The 26,468-nt window shown below is 60.3% G+C and carries 21 protein-coding genes, 1 tRNA gene and 1 other RNA gene; 19 read left to right on the plus strand and 4 right to left on the minus strand.

Annotated features, from left to right (window positions below; all coding sequences use genetic code 11):
• Positions 1–1,101, minus strand: a complete 1,101-nt coding sequence (locus ACJ8J5_RS17885) for an alkene reductase (RefSeq protein ID WP_043142322.1) — start codon at positions 1,099–1,101, stop codon at positions 1–3.
• A 379-nt stretch (positions 1,102–1,480) separates the two neighbouring features.
• Here ACJ8J5_RS17885 and ACJ8J5_RS17890 point away from each other — a divergent pair, with 379 nt between their 5' ends.
• On the plus strand, positions 1,481–2,647 hold the full coding sequence (locus ACJ8J5_RS17890; RefSeq protein ID WP_025304822.1) for an MFS transporter: 1,167 nt from the start codon (positions 1,481–1,483) through the stop codon (positions 2,645–2,647).
• Positions 2,648–2,680: 33 nt separating this feature from the next.
• Here the strand turns inward: ACJ8J5_RS17890 and ACJ8J5_RS17895 are convergent, their stop codons facing one another.
• Together ACJ8J5_RS17895 and ACJ8J5_RS17900 are read right to left on the minus strand one after the other, a co-directional pair.
• Entirely contained in the window at positions 2,681–3,430 is a 750-nt protein-coding gene (locus tag ACJ8J5_RS17895) for an NAD-dependent epimerase/dehydratase family protein (RefSeq protein ID WP_043142321.1), read from the minus strand.
• Between the two features lie 93 nt (positions 3,431–3,523).
• Positions 3,524–4,387 (minus strand): LysR family transcriptional regulator, encoded by an 864-nt coding sequence (locus ACJ8J5_RS17900; protein WP_141996985.1) that lies wholly within the window; start codon positions 4,385–4,387, stop codon positions 3,524–3,526.
• Between the two features lie 115 nt (positions 4,388–4,502).
• Here ACJ8J5_RS17900 and ACJ8J5_RS17905 point away from each other — a divergent pair, with 115 nt between their 5' ends.
• The 4 genes from ACJ8J5_RS17905 to ACJ8J5_RS17920 all read left to right on the plus strand — a co-directional run bounded on the left by ACJ8J5_RS17905 (position 4,503) and on the right by ACJ8J5_RS17920 (position 10,324).
• Positions 4,503–5,261 carry an SDR family NAD(P)-dependent oxidoreductase gene (locus ACJ8J5_RS17905; RefSeq protein ID WP_043142316.1) on the plus strand — a complete coding sequence of 253 codons (759 nt, stop codon included), beginning with the start codon at positions 4,503–4,505 and terminating at the stop codon, positions 5,259–5,261.
• Between the two features lie 260 nt (positions 5,262–5,521).
• Positions 5,522–7,384 (plus strand): PTS beta-glucoside transporter subunit IIABC, encoded by a 1,863-nt coding sequence (gene bglF, locus ACJ8J5_RS17910; protein ID WP_414104995.1) that lies wholly within the window; start codon positions 5,522–5,524, stop codon positions 7,382–7,384.
• A gap of 14 nt (positions 7,385–7,398) precedes the next feature.
• Positions 7,399–8,802, plus strand: a complete 1,404-nt coding sequence (locus tag ACJ8J5_RS17915; protein WP_414104997.1) for a glycoside hydrolase family 1 protein — start codon at positions 7,399–7,401, stop codon at positions 8,800–8,802.
• A gap of 151 nt (positions 8,803–8,953) precedes the next feature.
• Entirely contained in the window at positions 8,954–10,324 is a 1,371-nt protein-coding gene (locus tag ACJ8J5_RS17920; RefSeq protein WP_414105001.1) for a carbohydrate porin, read from the plus strand.
• Here ACJ8J5_RS17920 and ACJ8J5_RS17925 read toward each other — a convergent pair whose 3' ends face one another.
• Positions 10,325–10,924, minus strand: coding sequence for an HD domain-containing protein (locus tag ACJ8J5_RS17925; RefSeq protein ID WP_025304829.1), 600 nt, complete (start codon positions 10,922–10,924; stop codon positions 10,325–10,327). It abuts the gene before it with no gap.
• Positions 10,925–11,020: 96 nt separating this feature from the next.
• Between ACJ8J5_RS17925 and ACJ8J5_RS17930 the strand changes: the two genes are divergently transcribed.
• The 14 genes from ACJ8J5_RS17930 to dppF all read left to right on the plus strand — a co-directional run bounded on the left by ACJ8J5_RS17930 (position 11,021) and on the right by dppF (position 26,445).
• Positions 11,021–11,485, plus strand: coding sequence for a MarR family winged helix-turn-helix transcriptional regulator (locus ACJ8J5_RS17930; protein WP_025304830.1), 465 nt, complete (start codon positions 11,021–11,023; stop codon positions 11,483–11,485).
• Positions 11,486–11,645: 160 nt separating this feature from the next.
• Positions 11,646–12,071 carry an organic hydroperoxide resistance protein gene (locus tag ACJ8J5_RS17935; protein WP_004934114.1) on the plus strand — a complete coding sequence of 142 codons (426 nt, stop codon included), beginning with the start codon at positions 11,646–11,648 and terminating at the stop codon, positions 12,069–12,071.
• A gap of 225 nt (positions 12,072–12,296) precedes the next feature.
• On the plus strand, positions 12,297–13,991 hold the full coding sequence (eptB, locus tag ACJ8J5_RS17940) for a kdo(2)-lipid A phosphoethanolamine 7''-transferase (RefSeq protein WP_099816926.1): 1,695 nt from the start codon (positions 12,297–12,299) through the stop codon (positions 13,989–13,991).
• Positions 13,992–14,114: 123 nt separating this feature from the next.
• Positions 14,115–14,705 (plus strand): transcriptional regulator UhpA, encoded by a 591-nt coding sequence (uhpA, locus tag ACJ8J5_RS17945; protein ID WP_025304832.1) that lies wholly within the window; start codon positions 14,115–14,117, stop codon positions 14,703–14,705.
• Entirely contained in the window at positions 14,702–16,246 is a 1,545-nt protein-coding gene (gene uhpB / locus ACJ8J5_RS17950; RefSeq protein ID WP_043142285.1) for a signal transduction histidine-protein kinase/phosphatase UhpB, read from the plus strand. Before uhpA ends, uhpB begins: the two co-directional genes overlap by 4 nt.
• Positions 16,247–16,341: 95 nt before the next feature.
• Positions 16,342–17,673: an MFS transporter gene (locus ACJ8J5_RS17955; RefSeq protein ID WP_049209000.1), complete on the plus strand. Its 1,332-nt coding sequence runs from the start codon at positions 16,342–16,344 to the stop codon at positions 17,671–17,673.
• A 120-nt stretch (positions 17,674–17,793) separates the two neighbouring features.
• Positions 17,794–17,870 (plus strand) — tRNA-Pro (locus ACJ8J5_RS17960).
• 36 nt (positions 17,871–17,906) lie between these two features.
• A non-coding RNA gene (locus ACJ8J5_RS17965) (RtT sRNA) lies at positions 17,907–18,035 on the plus strand.
• Between the two features lie 423 nt (positions 18,036–18,458).
• Positions 18,459–20,150, plus strand: coding sequence for a glycosyl hydrolase family 18 protein (locus ACJ8J5_RS17970; RefSeq protein WP_197811675.1), 1,692 nt, complete (start codon positions 18,459–18,461; stop codon positions 20,148–20,150).
• A 601-nt stretch (positions 20,151–20,751) separates the two neighbouring features.
• Positions 20,752–22,359, plus strand: a complete 1,608-nt coding sequence (gene dppA / locus ACJ8J5_RS17975; protein ID WP_025304836.1) for a dipeptide ABC transporter periplasmic-binding protein DppA — start codon at positions 20,752–20,754, stop codon at positions 22,357–22,359.
• 170 nt (positions 22,360–22,529) lie between these two features.
• On the plus strand, positions 22,530–23,549 hold the full coding sequence (dppB, locus tag ACJ8J5_RS17980) for a dipeptide ABC transporter permease DppB (protein WP_038630050.1): 1,020 nt from the start codon (positions 22,530–22,532) through the stop codon (positions 23,547–23,549).
• A gap of 11 nt (positions 23,550–23,560) precedes the next feature.
• Positions 23,561–24,463: a dipeptide ABC transporter permease DppC gene (dppC, locus tag ACJ8J5_RS17985; RefSeq protein ID WP_025304838.1), complete on the plus strand. Its 903-nt coding sequence runs from the start codon at positions 23,561–23,563 to the stop codon at positions 24,461–24,463.
• Between the two features lie 15 nt (positions 24,464–24,478).
• Positions 24,479–25,459 carry a dipeptide ABC transporter ATP-binding protein gene (gene dppD, locus ACJ8J5_RS17990; RefSeq protein WP_004934132.1) on the plus strand — a complete coding sequence of 327 codons (981 nt, stop codon included), beginning with the start codon at positions 24,479–24,481 and terminating at the stop codon, positions 25,457–25,459.
• On the plus strand, positions 25,456–26,445 hold the full coding sequence (dppF, locus tag ACJ8J5_RS17995) for a dipeptide ABC transporter ATP-binding subunit DppF (protein WP_015376237.1): 990 nt from the start codon (positions 25,456–25,458) through the stop codon (positions 26,443–26,445). Before dppD ends, dppF begins: the two co-directional genes overlap by 4 nt.
• Positions 26,446–26,468 lie beyond the last annotated feature (23 nt).

Genomic DNA, 26,468 nt, shown 5'->3' on the forward strand with positions numbered 1-26,468 from the left:
TTATCCGATCGTCGGGTAATCGGTGTAGCCTTCCCGGCTGCCGCCGAAGAATTTCTCTTTGATTGGCGCATTCAGCGCCAGCCCGTGTTGCAGGCGGTGGGGCAGATCCGGGTTGGCGATGAACGGGCGACCGAAGCCGATCAGATCCGCCCAGCCTTTGGCCAGCGCTTCTTCAGCGCGTTCACGCGTGTATTTGCCCGAGTAAATCAGCGTGCCGCGGAAAATCAGGCGCAGCGATTCTTTGAACGCTGCCGGCATCACCGGGGCATCATCCCAGTCCGCTTCGGCGATGTGAATGTAAGCGGCGCCGATATCGTTCAGCACGCTGGCCGCTGCCAGATAGGTGGCTTCCGGGGTATCGTCCTGCGAGCCCATCAGGGTGGTCAGCGGCGCCAGGCGCACGCCCAGTTTCTCTTTGCCGATGGCATCCGCTACCGCCTGCGCGACTTCCCGCAGGAAACGCAGGCGATTTTGCAGTGAACCGCCGTATTCGTCGTCGCGCTGGTTTTCCCGCGAGTCGATAAACTGATTGATCAGATAACCATTCGCACCGTGCAGCTCTACGCCGTCGAAACCGGCGGCGATAGCGTTGCGTGCCGCCTGAGCGTAGTCGTTAACGATCGCCGGAATTTCTTCCCGCGTTAAGGCGCGCGGTGCGGAGTGCTGCACCATTTCACCCACGCCATGTTCCGGCCCGCGACCTTCGACATCCACGAACACCTTGACCCCGTCGGCCTGGATGGCGGAGGAGGAGACCGGCGCGGCGTGGCCAGGCTGTAAAATGGTATGCGACACGCGGCCGACGTGCCAAAGCTGCGCGAAGATCTTGCCGCCGGCCTGATGTACGGCGTCGGTCACTTTTTTCCAACCGGCGATGTGTTCCGGGGAGTAAATGCCGGGTGTCCAGGCATAACCCTGGCCCTGCTGGCTGATCTGCGTGCCTTCACTGACGATCAGCCCGGCGCTGGCGCGCTGGGCATAATATTCAGCCATCATGTCGGTGGCGACGTCGCCGGCGCCGGCCCGAGAGCGGGTCATTGGCGGCATGACGATGCGATTGTTCAGCGATAAACCGTTTAAAGAATACGAGTCAAAAAGCATGGCGCTTCCCTCTATGTGAATTAGGTCGTAGGGCATTGATGTTTTACTGAGGCCATTATATTTCGTCGTTTAATTCTAAAAACGCGCACAATAACAAAACACTTTTGCTCTGTGTTCAATAGTTGCGGCAGCCGCCGATGGGTCGGTATGGCGGCTTGCACCGGTGGTGAGAATGAACCCGATGTGCGCTCGGGCGACGGCGGCTATTGCTTGTCGGCGCATTGCTGAGATAGAGTCGGCGGCTGTTTTTCCCCACGATTTTTAACAAAATCGCAAAAGTCTTTTAGCCTCCTGCCTGCTTATCTTTGGTGTGATCAATGTCATACTTTTGGCATCTTAACTTTCCCGCGCTTCGGCAGCGGTTAACCGGAGTTGTTGAATGAAAATTAACTTTCCCTTATTAGCCCTGGCGGTGGGGGCGTTCGGCATCGGCACGACCGAGTTTTCCCCGATGGGGTTGCTGCCGACGATCGCCAAAGGGGTGGATGTCTCCATCCCGATGGCCGGCATGTTGATCAGCGCCTACGCCGTTGGCGTGATGGTCGGTGCACCGCTGATGACGCTGCTGCTCTCGCACCGGGCGCGCAGAAGCGCGCTGATCTTCCTGATGGCGATCTTTACCCTGGGTAACGTGCTGTCGGCCATTGCGCCTGACTACACCACCCTGATGCTGTCGCGCATCATCACCAGCCTGAACCACGGCGCGTTCTTTGGCCTCGGTTCCGTGGTGGCCGCCAGCGTGGTGCCGAAGGAGAAACAGGCCAGCGCCGTGGCGACCATGTTTATGGGGTTGACCATCGCCAATATCGGCGGGGTGCCTGCCGCGACCTGGCTGGGTGAAACCATCGGCTGGCGTATGTCGTTCCTGGCCACCGCAGGGTTAGGGGTGATCGCCATGTTGGGGCTGTGGTTCTCGTTGCCGAAAGGCAGCGCCGGCGCGCGCCCGGATGTGAAGCGCGAACTGTCGGTATTGGTACGCCCGCAGGTGCTGTCCGCCTTGCTGACGACCGTGCTGGGCGCGGGCGCGATGTTCACGCTCTATACCTATATCTCGCCGGTATTGCAGCACATCACCGATGCGACGCCGCTGTTCGTGACGTCCATGCTGGTGTTGATCGGCGTCGGTTTCTCCATCGGCAACTACCTGGGCGGCAAATTCGCCGACCGTTCCGAGAGCGCGACGCTGAAGGGCTTCTTGCTGCTGTTGGTGGTCATTATGCTGGTGATCCCGTTCCTGGCGCGCAGTGAAATCGGCGCGGCAGTCAGCATGGTGATTTGGGGCGCGGCGACCTTTGCCGTGGTGCCGCCGCTGCAGATGCGCGTGATGCGTGTCGCCAGCGAAGCGCCGGGCCTGTCGTCCTCGGTCAACATCGGTGCCTTTAACCTGGGCAATGCGCTGGGCGCCGCCGCCGGTGGCGCGGTCGTCTCCGCCGGGCTGGGATACAGCTTCGTGCCGGTGATGGGCGCAATTATTGCCGGATTGGCGTTGCTGCTGGTGCTGTTCACCCACCGTCAGGCCGAAAAAGTGGCCTACGCCAGCAACTAAGTTGTACCTGCACGGCGGAACTCTCCGCCGTGCTCACTCAAAGCCCAGCAGGCTGAACGCATCGTCCTGCGGGGCGTAGCCGAGCAGGCGTCGGGTCTCTTCCAGCGATAAACGTTTGTAGCGGTTGTTGGAAACCCCGTGCACCACCGCATATTGCACCCCTTCGACACGAATGCAGCGCTCCAGCAGATCGGCGGCGTCGCGATGGCTGAGAAAAGCGCTCATGTCGCGGGCGCTAAGCTGTTCGCCCCGGCTCAGGGTGGTGAAGTTGGCGATGCGCACCGACAGGGCGGAAAGCCCTTCCTGATGGGCGAAGTAGGCGGCGATGCCTTCGCCGAAGGCCTTGCTGGCGCCGTACAGGTTTTTCGGCTTTGGTGCGTCATCCGGGCGGATTTGATAGTCGAGCGGATAGCCTTCCACCGCCTGCGCGCTGCTGGCGAACACCACCCGGCGGCAGCCGGCGTCTTTCGCCGCGCGGAAGATATTGAAGGTGCCCAGAATGTTGTTGTCCATCAACGAACCGCAGAAGTCGGCATCGGGGGAGGGATCGGCCGCCAGATGCAACACGGTGTCGATATTGGCGCAGGCCGCGCGGCAGGCGTCGAGATCGGCGATGTTGAAGCTGATGACTTCGTCGCCGGGCTGCCGATCGCGCAGCAGGCTGACATCCCGTTCCGCCAACCGTAGCGGGTAGCGATCGCCCATCGCCTGACGAAACGCCGTGGCTACCCGGCCGCCGGCGCCGGTGATCAGAATCCGTCCTACATCAGTACGCAACACCATGGTGACTGCCATCCCTACTCTCGATTAAGCGTTGACCAGTAATAATCCCCTGCGTGACTTTTGTCCAGTATTTATATTAGTCATTCTGATGCTTTATGCCGGTAATGGGCACGTTGTGCCGAGCGTTTCGACCAGGAAATTCATCACCGCACGCACGGCTGCGGTGCGCGCTAAATCGGGATACGTCACCAGCCAAAGCTCACGCGTTGGCGCGGCGTTGGCCGTTGGCAATGCGACCAGATCCGGATCGCCATCGGCGACGAACGTCGGCAAAACGGCGGCGCCTAGCCCTGAACGCGCCGCCTGTTGCAGTGAAAACAGATCGCTGGCCTGAAAGACCACCGGACGCCCCTGCAACAGCTGCACCAACCATTGCTGATGCGGCTGCTGCCGATAGTGATGGTCATAGGCGAGAAAGCGGCGCGCCGCGTCGGGCAGAGCCGCGTGCTCCGGTGCGGCATACAGCGCGTAGCGCATCATGCCGATGCGCTGCGTCAACAGCTCCGGTTGCTGTGGGCGCACCATGCGCACGGCGATGTCGGCTTCGCCGCGATCCAGCTCGGCGAGCGCCGATTCACCCGACAGCGTGACGACGATCTGTGGAAAAGCCTGGTTAAATGCGGCAATGCGCGGCGCGAGAATATGCGCGGCGATCGACGGCGGCGCACTGATGCGCACCCCGGCCTGTGGCGTTGCGCCGGCGCTGCGCGCATGGCGGGCAATTGCCTGGCTTTGCGCCTCGATCTCCGCTGCCAGCCCGGCAATCGCCTGCCCGTCCTGGGTCAAGGGCGTGCTGCGTGGCAGACGCACGATCAAACGCAGGCCGAGCGCCTGTTCCAGCGCCGCTACGCGTCGCCCGACGGTGGCGTGATCGCAACCCAGCTCCCGCGCTGCCGCCGACAAGGAACCGGTACGCGCCAGCGCCACGAAGTGTTTTAAATCCTGCCAGTCAAACATCAGTGAATTCCTGCACGGTATCGACGTAATTTTCAGGAATATTCACACAGAGCGCGCCGTGATTCAATGTGTGAACGTTCCCTTTAAAATCGAAAAAATTAGGTTAGGTTTTCTTATGAATCTACAGTTGCAACACCGTACGGCATTGGTCACGGGCGCCAGCGAAGGGATCGGTGCCGGCATGGTCAGGGTATTGGCTGCTCAAGGGGTCAAGGTGGTGGCTACCGCACGACGCGGTGATCGGCTGCAGGCGCTGGCGGATGAGGTTGAACGGCAAGGGGCGGTGCGCCCGTGGGTAGCCGTTGCAGACGTGACCGACCCCGACGCGATAACCCAGCTGGCGGCGCAGGCGCTGCGCCAGGCGGGGACAGTCGATATTCTGATCAACGCGGTCGGTGCGTTTCACCCCACGACGCTGAACGACAGCGATCGCAGCTGGGATGACGCCTTTGCTTTGAACTTCACACCGGCCCGGCGGTTGACTCAGGCGCTGTTGCCGGCCATGCAGGCGCAAGGCTGGGGCCGGGTGATCAATATCAGCGGATCGATGGAGCCGCGCAGCCTGAGCGCCGCCAGCGCCGCCAAGGGCGCGCTGCATCTGTGGGCCAAAGGATTGGCCAGCGACGTGGCTGCGCAGGGGATTACCGTCAATACGTTACAGCCGGGGCGCATCAACAGTGAACAGATCCGCGAGCGCTTATACGCTTGCGATGAAGCGCGCCGGGCGTTCATTGCGCAACATATCCCGATTGGCTACTTCGGCGAACCGGAAGATATGGCCTATCTGGCGGCGTTTCTTTGTTCCCCGCTCGCGCGATATATCACCGGCGCGGTGATCCCGGTAGATGGCGGCATGCATTATTTCGCGCATTGAGGCCGTTTTGCCCTCGCGATCACAGTTCGGCAATTTGCCGGCGCAAAGCCTTGCCCCGGCAAAATCCACGGTGTTAACGTCATAGCTCAACCGATTTAGGGTTGTTACTGCTGCGGCAGGCAAAACCTAAACCTCGCGTTTCTGGTCCCCGATGGGACAGAGGCCGCGAGGTTTAGGTTTTTTTTTGCGCCGCATTTCGCCCCGGCGCCAGGCCAGTGCGGGGAGGGGAGCGGCAGAACGCGAAGTCTAAGGATAACCGTATGAAATATGACACATTAGCCAGTGAGATTTTGGCCGGCGTCGGTGGCCGCGACAATGTGAAAAGCTTGGTGCACTGCGCCACCCGCCTGCGGTTCAAGCTGCGCGACGACAATCGTGCCAACGCGGCAGCGCTGAAGAAAAACCCGGGCGTCATCATGGTGGTGGAGAGCGGCGGCCAGTTCCAGGTCGTGGTGGGCAACCACGTGGCGGAGGTGTTCGACGCGGTCAATCGGGTCGGCGGATTGGCCGAGGGCGCGCCGAGCGACGACGCGGGCGGTAAAAAAGACAACCTGCTCAGCCGCTTTATCGATCTGGTGTCCGGCATTTTTACCCCGCTGCTCGGGGTGATGGCCGCTTCGGGGATCCTGAAAGGCTTCCTGGCGCTGAGCCTGGCCTGCGGCTGGCTGCTGGAGAGCGGTGGCACCTTCAAAATGCTGTTCGCCGCCAGCGACTCGCTGTTCTACTTCTTCCCGATCATGCTCGGCTACACCGCCGGGAAAAAATTCGGCGGCAACCCCTTCGTCACCATGGCGATCGGCGGCGCATTGACGCATCCGCTGATGATGGCGGCGTTCGAAGCGGCGCAGCAGCCGGGCGCGGTGCGCGAATATTTCTTCGGCATTCCGCTGACTTTTATCAACTACAGCTCGTCGGTGATCCCGATCATCTTTGCGGCCTGGGTGTCCTGCCGCCTGGAGCCGTTGTTTAACCGGGTGATCCACAGCGCGCTGCGCAATTTCATCACGCCGCTGCTGTGCCTGGCGATCACCGTTCCCTTGACCTTCCTGCTGATCGGCCCGGCGGCAACCTGGCTCAGCCACCTGCTGGCCAACGGCTATCAGAGCATTTACGCCTTTAACCCGATCATCGCCGGCGCCTTTATGGGGGCGATGTGGCAGGTGTGCGTGATCTTCGGCCTGCATTGGGGATTGGTGCCGTTGATGATCAACAACCTGAGTGTGCTGGGGCGCGACACCATGGTGCCGCTGCTGTTGCCGGCGGTGATGGGGCAGGTCGGCGCCACGCTGGGCGTGATGCTGCGCACCCGCGACGACAAGCTGCGGGCGCTGTCCGCTTCAGCCATCGGCGCCGGGATCTTCGGCATCACCGAACCGGCGGTGTACGGCGTCACGCTGCCGAACAAACGCCCATTCATCTTCGGCTGCATCGGCGGCGCGCTGGGCGGTGCGGTGATTGGCTACTTCCATACCTCGGTCTACTCGTTCGGCCTGGTGAGCGTATTTACCTTTGCGCAGATTATCCCCGGCGGCGGCATCGACGCCACGGTATGGGGCGCGATCGGCGGCACCCTGCTGTCGTTCGTGTTCGCCGCGCTGGCCAGCTATCTGTTCGGCGTCGCACCGGCGGAAGAGACGGTACAGCCTGAAGCCGCCGCGCCGCTTAACCGCAAACAGGTCATTCTCAGCCCGATCGCCGGCGATATCGTGCCGCTGGATCAGGTGAACGACGCGACCTTCGCCAGCGGCCTGCTGGGGAAAGGGGTGGCGATTGCGCCGCAGCAGGGGCGCGTAGTGGCGCCGGTCAGCGGCAGCGTGGCGTCGCTGTTCAAAACCAAACACGCCATCGGCATCGAATCGGACGACGGCGCGGAGATTCTTATCCACGTCGGCATCGATACCGTGAAGCTCGACGGGGCGCATTTCACCGCCCACGTGCGGGAAGGCGAGCGGGTCGCCCCGGGCGATCTGCTGATCGAGTTCGACCAGGCGGCGATCCATGCCGCCGGCTATGACACCACCACGCCGATCATCATCAGCAACAGCGATGACTACGTGGACGTGTTGACCAGCGGCCTGTCTCCGGTGCAGGAACAGGCGCCGCTGCTGACTTTATTACGTTAATTGAGGAGCAAGCGATGAACGGCAAGTTTCCGCAACATTTTCTGTGGGGCGGCGCGGTAGCGGCGAACCAGGTAGAAGGCGCGTATCAGGCTGACGGCAAGGGGCTGTCGACCTCCGATCTGCAGCCGCAGGGCATCTTCGGCGCCATTACGCCGCGCATGGCGGGCGACAGCGGCATCAAGGACGTGGCGATCGATTTCTATCATCGTTATCCGGAGGACATCGCGCTGTTCGCCGAAATGGGCTTCAAGTGCCTGCGCACTTCGATCGCCTGGACGCGCATTTTTCCACAGGGCGACGAAGAGACGCCGAACGAAGCCGGGCTGGCGTTTTACGATCGGCTATTCGACGAGATGGCGAAATACGGCATTCAGCCGCTGATCACGCTGTCGCACTATGAGATGCCTTACGGTCTGGTGAAGCGCTACGGCGGCTGGGGCGATCGGCGCACCATCGATTTCTTCGAGCGCTATGCGCGCACCGTATTCGAACGTTATAAGCACAAGGTCAAACGCTGGCTGACCTTCAACGAAATCAACATGTCGCTGCACGCGCCCTTCACCGGGGTTGGCCTGCCGCAGGAGAGCGACAAGAGCGCCGTCTATCAGGCGATCCACCATCAGTTGGTGGCCAGCGCCAAAGCGGTGAAGGCCTGTCACGAGATCGTGCCGGAGGGCCAAATCGGCAACATGCTGCTGGGCGGCATTCTGTACCCGCTGAGCTGCAAGCCGGAAGATCTACTGGAAACCCAGCGGCAAAACCGCGACTGGCTGTTTTTCGGCGACGTGCAGGCGCGCGGCCATTACCCGGCCTATATGCAGCGCTTTTTCCGTGAAAACGGCATTCAGGTGACGATCACCGAGGAAGATCGGCAAACGCTGCGCGAAACCATCGACTTCATCTCGTTCAGCTATTACATGAGCGGCTGCGTCACCGCCGACCCGGAGCAGTACGAGACGGCGCGCGGCAACATTCTCGATATGGTGCCGAACCCGCACTTGGCCAGCTCGGAGTGGGGGTGGCAAATCGACCCGATCGGGCTGCGCTACCTGCTCAACGTGCTGTACGACCGCTATCAGAAGCCGCTGTTCATCGTCGAGAACGGGCTGGGCGCCAAAGACCGCGTCGAGGCGGACGGCAGTATCAACGACGACTACCGCATCAACTACCTCAATGACCATCTGGTGCAGGTGGCGGAAGCCATCGACGACGGCGTCGAGGTGATGGGCTACACCAGCTGGGGGCCGATCGATCTGGTCAGCGCCTCGAAGGCCGAAATGTCGAAGCGCTACGGCTTCATTCACGTCGACAGAGACGATGCCGGCAACGGCAGCCTCGAGCGCCGCCGCAAGAAGAGTTTCTACTGGTACCGCGATGTGATCCACAGCAATGGCGCCAGTCTGAAAGACCGACGCTAACCCTTCAGCCCGGCGGCAAGCGCCGGGCGTTAACCTAACGTTATTCGCTGCTGTTCATGATGGGAAATTCTCTCCCAGGGAATGCTGTTGCCCGCAGTCAGCCGTTATGCGGAGAAATATAATAATGATGAAAAGCTTATTACCTCGTTCCATGACCCTGGTGGCGCTGGCGCTGTGGTGCAGCCAGGCGCAGGCGGAAACGCTGCAAACCGGCAAGGACGTTGAAGCCCCCACCGCTAAATGGGAAGGGGTGGCGCTCGGTTTTGAACCGCCGCAGCCTGGGCTGTTGGGGGATATGCTGGGGATCAGGCCGATCCTGGAGGATCATGGCTTCCACTATAACCTCGGCTACCTCAGCCAGCTGTCGTATAACGCCGGCGGCGGTTACAACCACGATAAACAGGCGTCGTATATCGACCAATTTTCGCTGACCTTCAGCCAGGATTTGCAGGCGCTGACCGGCATTCCGGACGCGGCGATCGAAGGCAATATCGTCAACCGCAACCATGACAACAACCTGACCCGCGATCGGCTGCAGGATCCGCGCGTCGGCCTGACCGATCTGTCGCAAGAGAGCTATGGCGGACAGTCGATTACCCGGCTGGGTTGGTTGACCTTCAGCCGTTCTTTCCTCGACAGCCGGCTGCAGTGGCGCATCGGCATGATGAACAAGGTGCAGGATTTCGATCAGATCATCCCCTGCGATTTTCAGACGCTGACGCTGTGCGGCGGCAAGTCTGCCAACTCGTTGACCTGGTATAACTGGAACGTGCATTACTGGGGCACCACGCTGCAGTACAAACTGACCGACGGCCTGACGCTCAAGGGCGGCGTGATGGAGCAGAACCCGAGCGCCCCCAGCCGCAGCCACGCCTGGAGTTGGTCCACCAAGGGCAGCAAAGGCTTCCTGTTGCCGATGGAGCTGGAGCTGAAAACCCACGCCGTCAACCAGCTGCCGGGGGTGTATAACCTGGGCGTGCTGTTCACCAACGCGCGCCAGAGCGATCTTTATGAAGGGGTGTCCGGCGGGCCGGGCGCCAGCGATCCGCAGGGCTATCGCAACCACGATCGCACCTGGTTCATGTATACCGGTTTCAACCAGCAGGTGACGCGCCATGCGGATAACGTCAACCGCGGCTTGAGCGTGTTTTACAGCCTGGGGCTGGGAGATCAGCGCAGTAACTACCTGCACTGGTCTACCTCGACCGGCATTCGCTATCACGGGCTGTTCGATGCGCGGCCGGACGACTGGCTGGGGCTCGGCGTCTCGGTGGTGAAACTGAGCGACCGCTATAAAGACAATCAGCGGTATCTCAACCAGATGAGCGGCATCAGTGATTATCACGATCCGAACTACCGGCCAGTGCCGGGCCATTCGGTGACGGCGGAGCTGTATTACCGCGTTAACGTCACGCCGTGGCTACAGCTGCAGCCGGGCCTGCAGTACTGGCATCACCCGGCGGGCGTCAGCGAGACGCAGGACGCCTGGGTGACGGCGTTGAAAACGGTGGTGACCTTCTGATCAGGCCGCGTCGCTCTCGCGGTAGCGCCGGCGGGCGTGTTCGAACCAGCTGGCCGGCACGTTGTGCGGTGGCTGCTGCAACCTGAGCAGCCCCTGTTCAACGATATGGCTGGCTTGGCGCCACAGCGTCGGGTCGCCTTCGGTCAGCACCTCCAGCAGGCGCTGTTTCTCGATCAGGTAGGTCTGGGCGAAGTGGCTGTCGTAGTCCAGCAGCGAGCGGGTGTTGTCGATTAGATCCGCCAGCTTGATGGTTTTGGCCTGCGGCGACGCGCCGGCGCTGTGGCGCCGATCGCGGTTTTTACGCTCGAAGCGGTTGCCGTCCTCGGCGTGGCTGACGTTGGTCAACATCCGCACCAGTTCCGCCACTTTTGGCCCAAAGTGGCTGTCGATATCGCCGAGGGTGGTGGGTGTGTCTTCCACCGTATCATGCAGCCAGGCGGCCGCCAGCATCTCTTCGGTGTGCGGCACGCTGCGCACCAGCTCCATCACCGCCTGCGGGTGGACGATATACGGATCGTCGGTGTATTTGCGGCGCTGATCGATGGCCGCATGCGCCTTGGTGGCGTAGCGGCGCGCGCGTTCTACAAGCGTGTTCGTCATTTCCTTTCCCTCCGAGCATCCTCTGCATAAAAAAAGGTAGCATACCTCACAAGAAATAGCTTGCGATTACATCGTGCGCTATCTATATTCGTACACATGAAAAGCACCGATACCGAACAACCCAAGGCGAAGAACCTGCTACAGCTCGATCAGCAGCTCTGTTTCGCGCTGTACTCCGCCAATCTGGCGTTGCACAAAGTCTACCGCAAGCTGTTGAGTCAGCTCGAACTCACCTACCCGCAATACCTGGTGATGATGGTGCTGTGGGAACGCGATCGGGTGACGGTATCGGATATCGGTGAGCGGCTGTTCCTCGATTCCGCCACGCTGACGCCGCTGCTGAAGCGGCTGGAAACCGCCGGTTTGCTGGTGCGCTATCGCGCCACCACCGACGAGCGGCAGGTGATCATCGCCCTGACCGAAGCCGGCCGCGCGCTGCGCGAGCGGGCGCAATCGGTGCCCGAGGCGGTGATGTGCGCTACCGACTGCAGCCTGGACGAGATCGTCTCGCTCAAACAGCAGCTGGAAAAGCTGCGCGGCAGCCTGATCGATCAGATTTGACCCGCCGCCGCCGGACGCAAGAACGGCACGGGTGGTCTACACTGGTTAATAAGTGTCAAAAATAAGTAGTGCGCGATTTAATCGCAAAAGATAAATATGTGACCGGCTTTACCTCGTGGAAGCCGTAGTCATCTCGCCAACCAGCAAGAAGGAATGAACGATGTCTATTGAGAAAGTGGTTTACCGCGCTCACGCCACCGCAACCGGCGGCCGCGACGGCCGTGCGACCTCCTCCGACGGCGTGTTGGACGTGAAATTGGGCGTGCCGAAAGAGATGGGCGGCGCCGGCGGCGAAGTTACCAATCCCGAGCAGCTGTTCGCTGCCGGTTACTCGGCCTGTTTCCTCGGCGCGTTGAAGTTTGTCGCGGCGAAGGAAAAGGTCAAAATCCCGGCCGAAGCCAAGATCGACGGCACCGTCGGCATCGGTGAGATCCCGAACGGCTTCGGCATCGAAGTGCAGCTGGATATCTCGCTGCCGGGCATCGAGCGCAGCGTGGCGGAAGATCTGGTGAAAAAGGCGCACGTGGTGTGCCCATACTCCAACGCTACCCGTGGAAATATCGATGTGACTCTGAACGTTAAGTAAGATTTTTGCCGAAATATGGAAAAAATGGAGGGTTTGTCCCTCCATTTTCTTGCGTGCCCTGCCTGAAAATCGTTCAAAAAAACGGTAAATTTTGTCCGTTTTGTGAGAATTCTCTTGATTATTACCCGCAAAATAACGCTTATTGCCGGTTGGCTGAACCAGAAGCCGCAATCAGTGTCTGACTGAGTCAGAACCGCTACACCGCCCCCGGAGCCACCGCGTTACATGAACAAAGTTAAATCGCTATCGCAGCAGAATTTATCGTTATTGTTAGCGATCTATATCGGCATCTTTCTCAACCTGTCCGTTTTCTATCGCCGTTTTGATTCGTTGGCGCATGGCATTCAGGGGATTAAGCTTATTTCGGCGGTGACGGAAGTCATCGCTATCGTCCTGTTCACATTCTTCATCATGCGGCTGGTATCGCTCGGCGGCCGGCTGTTTTATCGCATCGTCGCCTCGCTGCTGGTGTTGATTTCGGTGGCTGCCAGCTACTACATGACGTTTTTCAACGTGGTGATTGGCTACGGCATCGTGGTGTCGGTGATGACCACCGACATCGATCTGTCGAAAGAGGTGGTTGGCCTGCACTTTGTGCTGTGGATGGTGGCGCTCAGCGCCTTGCCGCTGCTGCTGATCTGGAAAAACAGCCTGCGTTACACCCTGATCGAACAGCTGAAAACCCCCGGCCATCGCATCAAACCGCTGATGGTCTTGCTGGCTGTGGTGGCGTTGGTCTGGCTGCCGCTGCGCATGCTGGACGATGAGCAAAGCGTGCAAGAGAAGCTCTCCAACGTCGATCTGCCGAGCTACGGCGGCGTGGTAGCGCACTCGTATCTGCCGTCCAACTGGCTGTCGGCGCTGGGGCTGTTTGCCTACACCCGCTATGACGAAAGCCAGGACCAGAGCACGATGTTCGATCCGGGCAAACACTTCACTTATGTACCACCGGCGGATATCGACGATACCTACGTGGTGTTCATCATCGGTGAGACCACGCGCTGGGATCACATGGGCATGCTGGGCTATGAGCGTGATACCACGCCGCGGCTGTCTAAAGAGAAGAATCTGGTGGCGTTCCGCGGCGAGTCGTGTGACACCGCTACCAAGCTGTCGCTGCGCTGCATGTTCGTGCGCGAAGGCGGCACCGAAGACAACCCGCAGCGCACGCTGAAAGAGCAGAACGTGTTCGCGGTGCTGAAGGATCTGGGCTTCTCTTCCGAGCTGTTCGCCATGCAGAGCGAGGTGTGGTTCTACAACAACACCGAGGTGAACAACTATTCGTTCCGCGAGATGATCGCGTCCGAGAAGCGCAACGACGGTAAGGCGGTCGACGATATGCTGCTGGTGGACGAAATGAAGGAGTCGCTGGCGCGTTATCCGAAGGGCAAACACCTGGTGATCCTGCATACCAAAGGCTCGCACTACCTGTACTCGCAGCGCTATCCGCGCAGCTATGCGCGCTATCAGCCGGAGTGCATGGGGGTGGATGATTCGTGCACCAAGGCCCAGTTGATCAACGCCTTCGACAATACGGTGCTGTATACCGACAGCTTTATCAGTAATGTGATCGACCAGGTGCGGGACAAGAAGGCCATCGTGTTCTATGCCGCCGATCACGGCGAATCGATCGGTGAGAATACGCACCTGCACGGCACGCCGCGCGAAATGGCGCCGCCGGAGCAGTTCCGCGTGCCGATGATCGTGTGGGCGTCGGACAAGTTCCTCGAAAACCCGCAGCACCTCAGCGCCTTTGAGCAGCTGCAGGCGCAGCAGCGCATCGGCAAAACGCATCGCCATGTCGAGCTGTTTGACACCCTCCTTGGCTGCCTCGGATACACGTCTCCCGATGGCGGCATCGTGGATAAAAACAACTGGTGCCATCTGCCACAGGATAAAACGGCGCCAGCCCGTCTGTGATCCCTCCCGCCGGGTGCCTGCCTTGCGCACCCGGTAATTTCACCCAATACATTCTCTTCATCAATTATTCCGGTGTGTGCATACGGTATACTTGCGCACTTCCCCTTCTAACCGGAGATTTCCATGACCCTGCGCGTGGCGTTTATCGACGATCATGACATTGTGCGTTCGGGCTTTGTGCAGCTGCTGTCGCTGGAGGCCGATATTCAGGTGGTGGGCGAGTTCAGCAGCGCGGCGCAGGCGCGCGCCGGCCTGCCGGGGCTGGAGACGGAAATCTGCATTTGCGACATTTCGATGCCGGACGGCAGCGGGCTGGATCTGCTGGCGGACATTCCTTCCGGCATCCGCGTGGTGATGCTGTCGATGCACGATAACCCGGCGCTGGTGGAAATGGCGCTGGAACGCGGCGCCAGCGGTTTCCTCTCCAAGCGTTGCAAACCGGAAGATCTGATCACCGCGGTGCGCACCGTCGCCGGCGGCGGCGTCTACCTGATGCCGGAAATCGCGCAGCAGTTGGCGCGGGTGAAGGTGGATCCATTGACCCGCCGCGAGCGCGAGATCGCGCTATTGCTGGCGCAGGGCCAGGAGGTGCGCGAGATCGCCGCCGCCTTGGGGCTGTCGCCGAAGACGGTGCATGTGCATCGCGCCAACCTGTTCGCCAAGCTGGGCATCACCAACAACGTTGAGCTGGCCAGACGGATGCTGAACCTGTGACGCAGCGTCTGATCACCCAGCTGGCGCTGTTTTTCATCTACGCCGCCAGCGCGTTTTGCCTGTGGGGCATCGGCACCGCGCTGATCGACCCGCCCTGGCAGGCGCTGCTGTTGTTCCCGTTCGGCTTGCGCATGGGCATTTTGCTGCAGAGCCCGTACCGTTTCTGGCCGGGGATCCTGCTGGCCGACCTGCTGCTGATGGCGCTGCTGGCGGACCAGTTCGGTTACGGCCCGGCGCTGTGGGCGTCGGTGGCGGTGCTGGTGCTGACGGTGCTGCTCAGCCTGCTGGCCTCGCCGTGGCTGTTGCGCCATCAGCAGAGCGACAGCGAATGGCGATGGCCGCTGTTGCAGGGCGCGGTGGTCACCGCCGCCGCCTTGCTGCAGGCGCTGGTGTGGCAGCTGGTGAGCGGCGAAGGCGCCCGTGCGCTGCTGCTCGGCCTGACCGGCGGTTTCACCATCGCGCCGACCTGCCTGCTGTTGTGGCACTATCTGGCACGCCAAATCTGGGTGCCGCTGGAGCCGGGACTGATCCACAAGCCGGTGGAGCTGCGTCTGGGCCACCTGGCCAGCTATCTGCTGCTGTTTGCATTCAGCATCTGGCTGCAGCAGCAGGTGAACGCCGCCGAGCTGCGGCGTTTCGCACCGTTCTGCCTGGCCATTCCTATCGTGTTCATGTCTTATCGCTATGGCTGGCAGGGCGCGTTGTTGGCGACGCTGCTCAACGGCGTGGCGCTGATGGTCAACGAGCCGCCGCAGCCGGAGTCGCACCGCGATCTGCTGCTGTCGCTGCTGGCTCAAAGCCTGACCGGGCTGCTGCTGGGCGCCGGCATTCAGCGCCAGCGCGAACTGAATCAACAGCTGCGGCTGCGGCTGGCGGAGAACCGCCAGCTGGCGCGGGCGCTGGTGACGGCGGAGGAGCAAACCCGGCGCGAGGTGGCGCGCGAGCTGCACGATGAAGTGGGGCAGACCATCACCGTGATCCGCACCCAAGCCAGCATCGTCAAACGCCTGGCGCCGGAACCGGCGGTGATCGGCTGCGCCGACACCATCGATGCGTTGGCGCTGCGGGTCTACGACGGGGTGCACGACGTGCTGACCCAGCTGTGGCCGGCGGCGCTGAACAACCTGCCGCTGTCGGCGGCGGTGGCGGCGATGCTGCGGGAATCGCTGCCGCAGGACGCGTCACTGGTGAGCAGCCTGCAGTGGCAGGTACCGGACGAGCTGCTGGATGAAACGCTGAAAATCACGCTGTACCGGGTGTGTCAGGAAGGGGTGACCAATGTGTGCCGCCACGCCGGCGCCAGCCGCCTGGAGCTGGACGCACGCCTGCAGCCGCGCAAAGGCGCCGCGCCGCTGATCGCCCTGACCATCCGCGACAACGGCGTGGGCTTCGAGGCGGAAAACCATCAGCCGGGGTATGGCCTGCGCGGCATGCAGGAGCGCATCAGCGCCCTCGGCGGCAGCCTGCGGCTCACCTCGGAGCGGGGCGCCTGTTTGAGTGTGATCTTGCCCACAGTTTCACCGGAGCAAGCGCAAAACTAGGAAAAACTCCTAACTGCGTCGGGAATCCGGCGTAAGCCTCCCGCGCGCGCGGGGAGCATCATAGCGGCACTTTATTCAATCCTCTGAGGTTCCACATGTGGTCTTTCCTTAAAAGCCGCTCGGACGCGCCGCAGGTCACCGATCAACGGCAGATCGACGCCAGCTACAAATACTGGCGCATCCAGCTGATGTGCACCATGTACATCGGCTACGCTGCGTTTTACTTCACGCGCAAAAGCTTCAACTTCATCATGCCGGCGATGCTGAGCGATCTGGGTCTGACGATGTCCGACGTCGGTATCCTCGGCACGCTGTTCTACATCACCTACGGCTGCTCGAAATTCATTTCCGGTATGATCAGCGATCGCTCCAACCCGCGTTACTTTATGGGGCTGGGCCTGATCATGACCGGGGTGCTGAATATCTTCTTCGGCCTCAGCTCGTCGCTGCTGATGCTGGGCACGCTGTGGATCCTCAACGCCTTCTTCCAGGGCTGGGGCTGGCCGCCGTGCTCCAAAATCCTCACCAGCTGGTATTCGCGCTCCGAGCGCGGCAGTTGGTGGGCGATCTGGAACACCTCGCACAACGTCGGTGGGGCGCTGATCCCGCTGCTGGTGGGCTTTATCTCGCTGCACTTCAGCTGGCGTTACGGCATGATCATTCCCGGTATCATCGGCGTGGTGCTTGGCCTGCTGATGTGCTGGCGCTTGCGCGACAAGCCATCCACCCTGGGGCTGCCGAGCGTCGGCAAATGGCGTAACGACGCCATGGAGCTGGTGCAGGAATCGGAAGGCCAGGGGCTGAGCAATCGCGAGATCATCAAACGCTACGTGCTGACCAACAAGTACATCTGGCTGTTGGCGGTCTCTTACGTGCTGGTGTACATCGTGCGTACCGCGATCAACGACTGGGGCAACCTCTATCTGACGCAGGAAAAGGGCTATTCGCTGATGACCGCCAACTCAGCCATCTCGCTGTTTGAAGTGGGCGGTTTTATCGGTTCACTGGTGGCCGGTTGGGGTTCCGATAAGCTGTTCCGCGGCAACCGCGGCCCGATGAACCTGATTTTCGCCATCGGTATCTTCCTGTCGGTGGCGGCGCTGTGGCTGATGCCGGGCGTGACCTACCTGCTGCAGGCCTGCTGCTTCTTCGCCATCGGCTTCTTCATCTTTGGCCCGCAGATGCTGATCGGCATGGCGGCGGCGGAGTGCTCGCACAAGGATGCGGCGGGCGCGGCGACCGGTTTCGTCGGCCTGTTCGCCTACCTGGGCGCAGCGCTGTCCGGCTATCCGATTGCGCGAGTGATGGAAGTCTGGCACTGGAACGGCTTCTTCGTGGTGATTTCCATCGCCGCCTGCCTGTCGGCGCTGTTCCTGCTGCCGTTCCTGCGTGCGCAGACGCCGGCGCTGAAACCGGCCAAGGCCTGAGTAAAATTCGCTGCGCAGCCCCCGGCGCAGCGCATTATGGCGCTTTTATCATCACTTGAAATGCAGGCGAAAAAAAGTGATTGACGCCTATAACCGCCAGCAGTAAGATGCGCCCCGCATCGGCGAGTAGCGCAGCTTGGTAGCGCAACTGGTTTGGGACCAGTGGGTCGGAGGTTCGAATCCTCTCTCGCCGACCACCATTCGAAAAACCTGCTTTTTAAAGCAGGTTTTTTTTCGCCCGTAGTTTATGAGGATGAGTACCTCCGCAGGAGGTTCGAGCCTCGCGAAGCGAGACAACGTTGCTTCAGCAACGGCCCGCAGGGCGCGTATCAAAGATGCGCGTAATCCTCTCTCGCCGACCACCATTCGAAAAACCTGCTTTTTAAAGCAGGTTTTTTTTCGCCTGTCGTTTATGAGGCTGAGTACCTCCTCGCTACGACCGGCTTCGCTTTATGGCGTGCCTCAATCTGCCGTCCTCGTGAAATATATTTATCCTTTACGCTTAATTAATTCACATTCCTTATTCCCATTAGGTTCTTATTTTCATGTTTAAATAAATTCATGCTTGCCAAATAAAACCCGATTGATAGCGCTCTTGTTTTCACGTTTTTTTTACCTATAGTCTAAATGGACAACGCGGGAACTCTTATTCCCGTCGCGTGGGAAATACCGTGATTATTTATTAACGTTAATCTTCGTGGATTATTGCGGAATTTTTCGCTTCGGCAATGCGTAGCGACGATTAACTCTTTTATGTTTATCCTCTCGGAATAAAGGAATCAGTTATGCGCAAATTTAATAAACCGCTGTTGGCGCTGTTGATCGGCAGCACGTTGTGTTCCGCGGCGCAGGCCGCCGCGCCGGGCAAGCCGACCATCGCCTGGGGCAACACCAAGTTCGCTATCGTCGAAGTCGATCAGGCGGCCACCGCTTATAATAATCTGGTGAAGGTAAAAAATGCCGCCGACGTTTCTGTCTCCTGGAATTTATGGAATGGCGACACCGGCACGACGGCAAAAATTTTATTAAATGGCAAAGAGGCGTGGAGCGGCCCTTCAACCGGTTCTTCCGGTACGGCGAATTTTAAAGTGAATAAAGGCGGCCGTTATCAAATGCAGGTGGCATTGTGCAATGCCGACGGCTGCACCGCCAGCGACGCCACCGAAATTGTGGTGGCCGACACCGACGGCAGCCATTTGGCGCCGTTGAAAGAGCCGCTGCTGGAAAAGAATAAACCGTATAAACAGAACTCCGGCAAAGTGGTCGGTTCTTATTTCGTCGAGTGGGGCGTTTACGGGCGCAATTTCACCGTCGACAAGATCCCGGCGCAAAACCTGACCCACCTGCTGTACGGCTTTATCCCGATCTGCGGCGGCAATGGCATCAACGACAGCCTGAAAGAGATCGAAGGCAGTTTCCAGGCCTTGCAGCGCTCCTGTCAGGGCCGCGAGGACTTCAAAGTCTCGATCCACGATCCGTTCGCCGCGCTGCAAAAAGCGCAGAAGGGCGTGACCGCCTGGGATGACCCCTACAAGGGCAACTTCGGCCAGCTGATGGCGCTGAAGCAGGCGCATCCTGACCTGAAAATTCTGCCGTCGATCGGCGGCTGGACGCTGTCCGACCCGTTCTTCTTCATGGGCGACAAGGTGAAGCGCGATCGCTTCGTCGGTTCGGTAAAAGAGTTCCTGCAGACCTGGAAGTTCTTCGACGGCGTGGATATCGACTGGGAGTTCCCGGGCGGCAAAGGCGCCAACCCTAACCTGGGCAGCCCGCAAGACGGGGAAACCTATGTGCTGCTGATGAAGGAGCTGCGGGCGATGCTGGATCAGCTGTCGGCGGAAACCGGCCGCAAGTATGAGCTGACCTCCGCCATCAGCGCTGGCAAGGACAAGATCGACAAGGTGGCTTACAACGTCGCACAGAACTCGATGGATCACATCTTCCTGATGAGCTACGACTTCTACGGCGCCTTCGATCTGAAGAACCTGGGGCATCAGACCGCGCTGAATGCGCCGGCCTGGAAACCGGACACTGCCTATACGACGGTGAACGGCGTCAATGCGCTGCTGGCGCAGGGCGTCAAGCCGGGCAAGATCGTGGTCGGCACCGCCATGTATGGCCGCGGCTGGACCGGGGTGAACGGCTACCAGAACAATATTCCGTTCACCGGTACCGCCACCGGGCCGGTTAAAGGCACCTGGGAGAACGGCATCGTGGACTACCGCCAAATCGCCAGCCAGTTCATGAGCGGCGAGTGGCAGTACACCTACGACGCCACGGCGGAAGCGCCTTACGTGTTCAAGCCTTCCACCGGCGATCTGATCACCTTCGACGATGCCCGCTCGGTGCAGGCCAAAGGCCAGTACGTGTTGGATAAGCAGTTGGGCGGCCTGTTCTCCTGGGAGATCGACGCGGACAACGGCGATATTCTCAACAGCATGAACGCCAGCCTGGGCAACAGCGCCGGCGTTCAATAATCGGTTGCAGTGCGTTGCCGGGGGATATCCTTTCGCCCCCGGCTTTTTCGCAGCCGAAAGTTTTTTTACGCCGCACAGATTGTGGGCCTGCCCGGTGCAAAACGCGCTCATCGGACTCACCCTTTTGGGTAATCCTTCAGCATTTCCTCCTGTCTTTAACGGCGATCACAAAAATAACCGTTCAGATATTCATCATTCAGCAACAAAGTTTTGGCGTTTTTTAACGGAGTTAAAAACCAGTAACTTTGTTAGGGTCAGACCAATGCGCTAAAAATGGCCGCTTAGCATAAATTTTCATGCTGGAACTGTTAACAAAAGGTTTTTTTTATGTTTGTTTGCTGTTTCTCACAGTCTGCGTAAATCCCCACTGGTTATATTGACGACACCCCAAACAGTTGGCAACTTGATAGCCTCAGGGGTAAGAGCGAGAGTTGTTTGAGTGAATTCCACGCGCTCAGACGTCCCCGCCGCGATGCGTTCCATCCGGCATTCTCTCCTCGTACGCCTTCTGCCTTCGGGCGCCGATCGCACAGGCCACGCAATAAAAAATACAGGTCTGGCGGCAATTACACACATCACATCACACAATGGAGCACTAACGATGACACGTTCCTTGGGTAAATCGGGGATTCTGAAATTCGGTATTGGGCTGATCGCGCTGACCGTGGCGGCCAGCGTACAGGCCAAGACGTTGGTTTACTGTTCTGAAGGTTCCCCGGAAGGGTTCAACCCGCAGCTGTTTACCTCCGGCACCACCTACGACGCCAGCTCGGTACCGATCTACAACCGCCTGGTCGAATTCAAAATCGGCACCACCGAACTGCAGCCGGGCCTGGCTGAGAAGTGGGACGTCAGCGAAGACGGCAAAACCTACACCTTCCACCTGCGCAAAGGCGTGAAGTGGCAGAGCAACAAAGACTTCAAACCGACGCGCGATTTCAACGCCGACGACGTGGTGTTCTCCTTTGAGCGCCAGTTGGATGCGAACAACGCCTACCACAAAGTGTCCGGCGGCAGCTACGAATACTTTGAAGGCATGGACATGCCTAAGCTGATCGCCAAGATTGAAAAAGTGGACGACAACACCGTGCGCTTCGTGCTGAACCGCCCGGAGGCGCCGTTCCTGGCTGACCTGGGCATGGACTTCGCGTCCATCCTGTCCGCCGAATACGCCGACGTGATGATGAAAGCCGGCACGCCGGAGAAAGTCGACCTGAATCCGATCGGCACCGGTCCGTTCCAACTGCTGCAATACCAGAAAGACTCCAAGATCCTGTACAAGGCATTCGACGGTTTCTGGGGCACCAAGCCGAAGATCGATCGCCTGGTGTTCTCCATCACGCCTGACGCCTCCGTGCGCTACGCCAAACTGCAGAAAAACGAATGTCAGGTGATGCCGTACCCGAACCCGGCCGATATCGCCCGCATGAAGCAAGACAAGTCCATCAACCTGATGGAACAGCCGGGCCTGAACGTGGGTTACCTGTCGTTCAACGTCGAGAAAAAGCCGCTGGATAACCTGAAGGTGCGCCAGGCGTTGACCATGGCGGTCAACAAGCAGGCGATCATCGACGCGGTTTATCAGGGCGCGGGCCAGGCGGCCAAGAACCTGATCCCGCCAACCATGTGGGGCTATAACGACGCGGTGCAGGATTACGCTTACGATCCGGCCAAGGCGAAAGAGTTGCTGAAAGAAGCGGGCATGGCCGACGGTTTCAGCATCGACCTGTGGGCGATGCCGGTACAGCGTCCTTACAACCCGAACGCACGCCGCATGGCGGAAATGATCCAGGCCGACTGGGCCAAGATCGGCGTGAAAGCCAAAATCGTGACCTATGAGTGGGGTGAATACCTCAAGCGCGCCAAAGCGGGCGAGCACCAGACGGTGATGATGGGCTGGACCGGCGACAACGGGGATCCGGATAACTTCTTCGCCACGCTGTTCAGCTGCGCGGCGGCGAAAGACGGCTCCAACTACTCCCGCTGGTGCTACAAGCCGTTTGAAGATCTGATTCAACCGGCGCGCGCCGAATCCAACCACGACAAGCGCATCGAACTGTACAAACAGGCGCAGGTGGTGATGCACGATCAGGCTCCGGCGCTGATTGTCGCACACTCCACCGTGTACGAGCCTGTGCGTAAGGAAGTGAAAGGCTACGTCGTGGATCCGCTCGGTAAGCATCACTTCGAGAATGTCTCTGTAGACTGATTTCGACCGCTTTACCGGAGACGCACGAATGGACTTGCAGGGGCGCAACAGGTTTGCGCCCCTGCTGACCAGTCTCCGGCGTATGGCCGTCGAATCGTTCAAAGGCATGTGAGCGTTAATAAGCCTGGCGGACGATGAGCTGCCGGGCATTGATACAGAGAGTTCGGGATATGTTGCAGTTCATACTCCGACGTTTGGGGTTAGTTATCCCAACGTTTATCGGCATTACATTGCTGACTTTTGCATTCGTCCATATGATCCCCGGCGACCCGGTGACCATCATGGCCGGGGAACGCGGTATCTCCGCCGAGCGCCACGCGCAGCTGATGGCGGAAATGGGGCTGGACAAGCCGCTTTATCAACAATATTTCTCCTACGTGTCCAACGTGCTGCACGGCGATCTGGGCACCTCACTCAAAAGCCGCATCTCCGTCTGGAGCGAGTTCGTTCCGCGCTTTCAGGCCACGCTGGAGCTGGGCTTCTGCGCGATGCTTTTCGCGGTGCTGGTAGGCATCCCGGTCGGGGTGCTGGCGGCGGTCAAACGTGGCTCGGTCTTCGATCATACCGCGGTGGGCATCTCGCTGACCGGCTATTCGATGCCGATTTTCTGGTGGGGCATGATGCTGATCATGCTGGTGTCGGTGCAGCTTAACCTGACGCCGGTGTCGGGGCGCATCAGCGACACGGTATTCCTTGACGACAGCCAGCCGCTGACCGGCTTTATGCTGATAGACACCCTGATCTGGGGCGAGCCGGGCGACTTTATCGACGCGGTGATGCACATGATCCTGCCGGCCATCGTGCTGGGCACCATCCCGCTGGCGGTGATCGTGCGCATGACCCGTTCCTCGATGCTGGAGGTGTTGGGTGAAGACTACATTCGCACCGCCCGCGCCAAGGGCGTGAGCCGTATGCGGGTGATCGTCGTCCACGCGCTGCGCAACGCGCTGCTGCCGGTGGTGACGGTGATCGGGCTGCAGGTCGGCACCATGCTGGCCGGCGCCATTCTGACCGAAACCATCTTCTCCTGGCCGGGGCTGGGCCGCTGGCTGATCGACGCGCTGCAGCGCCGCGATTACCCGGTGGTGCAGGGCGGGGTGTTGCTGGTCGCCTGTATGATCATTCTGGTTAACCTGCTGGTAGACGTGCTCTACGGCGTGGTCAACCCGCGTATTCGCCACAAGAAATAAGGGGCGCTCTCATGTCTCAAATCACTGAGTCTGCAGTTAAAGGTGCGCCGAAGCCAATGACCCCGTTTCAGGAGTTCTGGCACTATTTCAAGCGCAATAAAGGGGCCGTGGTCGGCCTGGTGTATATCGTTCTGATGCTGGTGATCGCGCTCGGCGCCGGCGTGCTGGCGCCGCATGCGCCGGCGGACCAGTTCCGCGATGCTCTGCTCAAGCCGCCGGTGTGGCAAGAGGGCGGCAGCTGGCAATATATCCTCGGCACCGACGACGTGGGCCGCGACGTCCTGTCGCGCCTGATGTACGGTGCACGGCTGTCGCTGTTGGTCGGCTGCCTGGTGGTAGTGCTGTCGCTGATCATGGGCGTGATATTCGGCCTGCTGGCCGGTTACTTCGGCGGCGTGGTGGACGCGATTATCATGCGCGTCGTCGACATCATGCTGGCTCTGCCGAGCCTGCTGCTGGCACTGGTACTGGTGGCGGTATTCGGGCCGTCGATCGTTAACGCTTCGCTGGCGCTGACCTTCGTCGCCCTGCCGCACTATGTACGTTTGACGCGCGCGGCGGTGCTGGTGGAGGTCAACCGCGACTACGTCACCGCATCGCGGGTGGCGGGCGCCGGCGCACTGCGCCAGATGTTCGTCAATATTCTGCCTAACTGCCTGGCGCCTTTGATCGTGCAGGCTTCTCTCGGTTTCTCGAACGCCATTCTGGACATGGCCGCGCTCGGCTTTCTGGGCATGGGCGCGCAGCCGCCGACGCCGGAGTGGGGCACCATGCTCTCCGACGTGCTGCAGTTCGCGCAAAGTGCCTGGTGGGTGGTGACCTTCCCCGGCGTGGCGATCCTGCTGACGGTGCTGGCATTCAACCTGATGGGGGACGGTTTGCGTGACGCTCTCGACCCCAAACTCAAGCAGTAACAGAGGACGAGAGAGATGGCGTTATTGAATGTAGACAAGCTTTCGGTGCACTTCGGTGACGAAGGCACCCCGTTCCGCGCGGTAGACCGCATCAGTTACAGCGTGGAGCAAGGTCAGGTGGTCGGCATCGTCGGTGAATCCGGCTCCGGCAAATCCGTCAGTTCGCTGGCGATCATGGGCCTGATCGATTTCCCCGGCAAGGTGATGGCCGACAAGCTGGAGTTCAACGGCCAGGATCTGCGCAAGATCTCCGAAAAAGAGCGCCGCCAGCTGGTGGGCTCCGAAGTGGCGATGATCTTCCAGGATCCGATGACCAGCCTGAACCCGTGCTATACCGTCGGTTATCAGATCATGGAGGCGCTGAAGGTGCATCAGGGCGGCAATCGCCGCACTCGCCGCCAGCGTGCTATCGACCTGCTGACCCAGGTGGGCATTCCGGATCCGGCTTCGCGGCTGGACGTATACCCGCACCAGCTTTCCGGCGGCATGAGCCAGCGCGTAATGATCGCCATGGCCATCGCCTGTCGGCCGAAGCTGCTGATCGCCGATGAGCCGACGACCGCGCTCGACGTGACCATCCAGGCGCAGATCATCGAGCTGTTGCTGGACCTGCAGCAGCGCGAAAACATGGCGCTGCTGCTGATCACCCACGATCTGGCGCTGGTGGCGGAAGCCGCGCATCACATCATCGTGATGTACGCCGGCCAGGTGGTGGAATCCGGCAAGGCGGCGGAGATTTTCCGCGCGCCGCGCCACCCGTACACCCAGGCGCTGCTGCGCGCGCTGCCGGAGTTCGCTGCCGACAAGGCGCGGCTGGCTTCGCTGCCGGGCGTGGTGCCGGGCAAATACGATCGCCCGACCGGCTGCCTGCTCAATCCGCGTTGTCCGTACGCCAATGAGCGCTGCCGTAACGAGGAGCCGGAACTGCGCAGCATTCCCGGCCGTCAGGTTAAATGTCACACACCGCTGGATGATGCGGGGAGGCCGACCGTATGAGCCAGAATCAACCTTTACTGCAGGCGATTGACCTGAAGAAGCATTACCCGGTGAAAAAGGGCCTGTTCGCGCCGGAGCGGCTGGTCAAGGCGCTCGACGGTGTGTCCTTCACCCTGGAGCGCGGCAAAACGTTGGCGGTGGTCGGCGAATCGGGCTGCGGCAAATCGACGCTCGGCCGCCTGCTGACGATGATCGAAGTGCCGACCGGCGGCGAGCTGTACTACCAGGGGCAGGATCTGCTGAAGCCGGACGTCTCGGCCGAGAAACTGCGACGCCAGAAGATCCAAATCGTGTTCCAGAATCCTTACGGATCGCTCAACCCGCGCAAGAAGGTCGGGCAGATCCTCGAGGAGCCGCTGTTGATCAACACGTCGCTCAGCGCCGCCGAACGGCGGGAAAAAGCGCTGGAGATGATGGCGAAGGTCGGCCTGAAGACCGAACATTATGACCGCTACCCGCACATGTTCTCCGGCGGCCAGCGCCAGCGTATCGCCATTGCCCGCGGGCTGATGCTGAATCCGGACGTGGTGATCGCCGATGAACCGGTGTCGGCATTGGACGTGTCGGTGCGCGCGCAGGTGTTGAACCTGATGATGGATCTGCAGCAGGAGCTGGGGCTGTCCTATGTGTTCATCTCGCACGATCTGTCGGTGGTGGAACACATCGCCGACGAGGTGATGGTGATGTACCTCGGTCGCTGCGTGGAAAAGGGCAGCAAAGAGGCGATCTTCAACAACCCGCGCCATCCTTACACCCAGGCGCTGCTGTCGGCGACGCCGCGGTTGAACCCGGATATGCGCCGCGAGCGCATCAAGCTGACCGGCGAACTGCCCAGCCCGATGAACCCGCCGCCGGGCTGTGCGTTCAACGCCCGCTGCCGCCGCGCTTTCGGCACCTGCGTGCAGCTGCAGCCGCAGCTGAAGCAGTACGGTGAGCAGATGGTGGCCTGCTTCGCGGTCGATCAGGACGAACATCCGGGGGCATAAGGCATCGGATGGCATTGCGTAAA

The organism is Serratia sp. CY43202 (genome assembly GCF_052168755.1).
GTDB classification, from domain to species: Bacteria; Pseudomonadota; Gammaproteobacteria; order Enterobacterales; family Enterobacteriaceae; genus Serratia; species Serratia bockelmannii.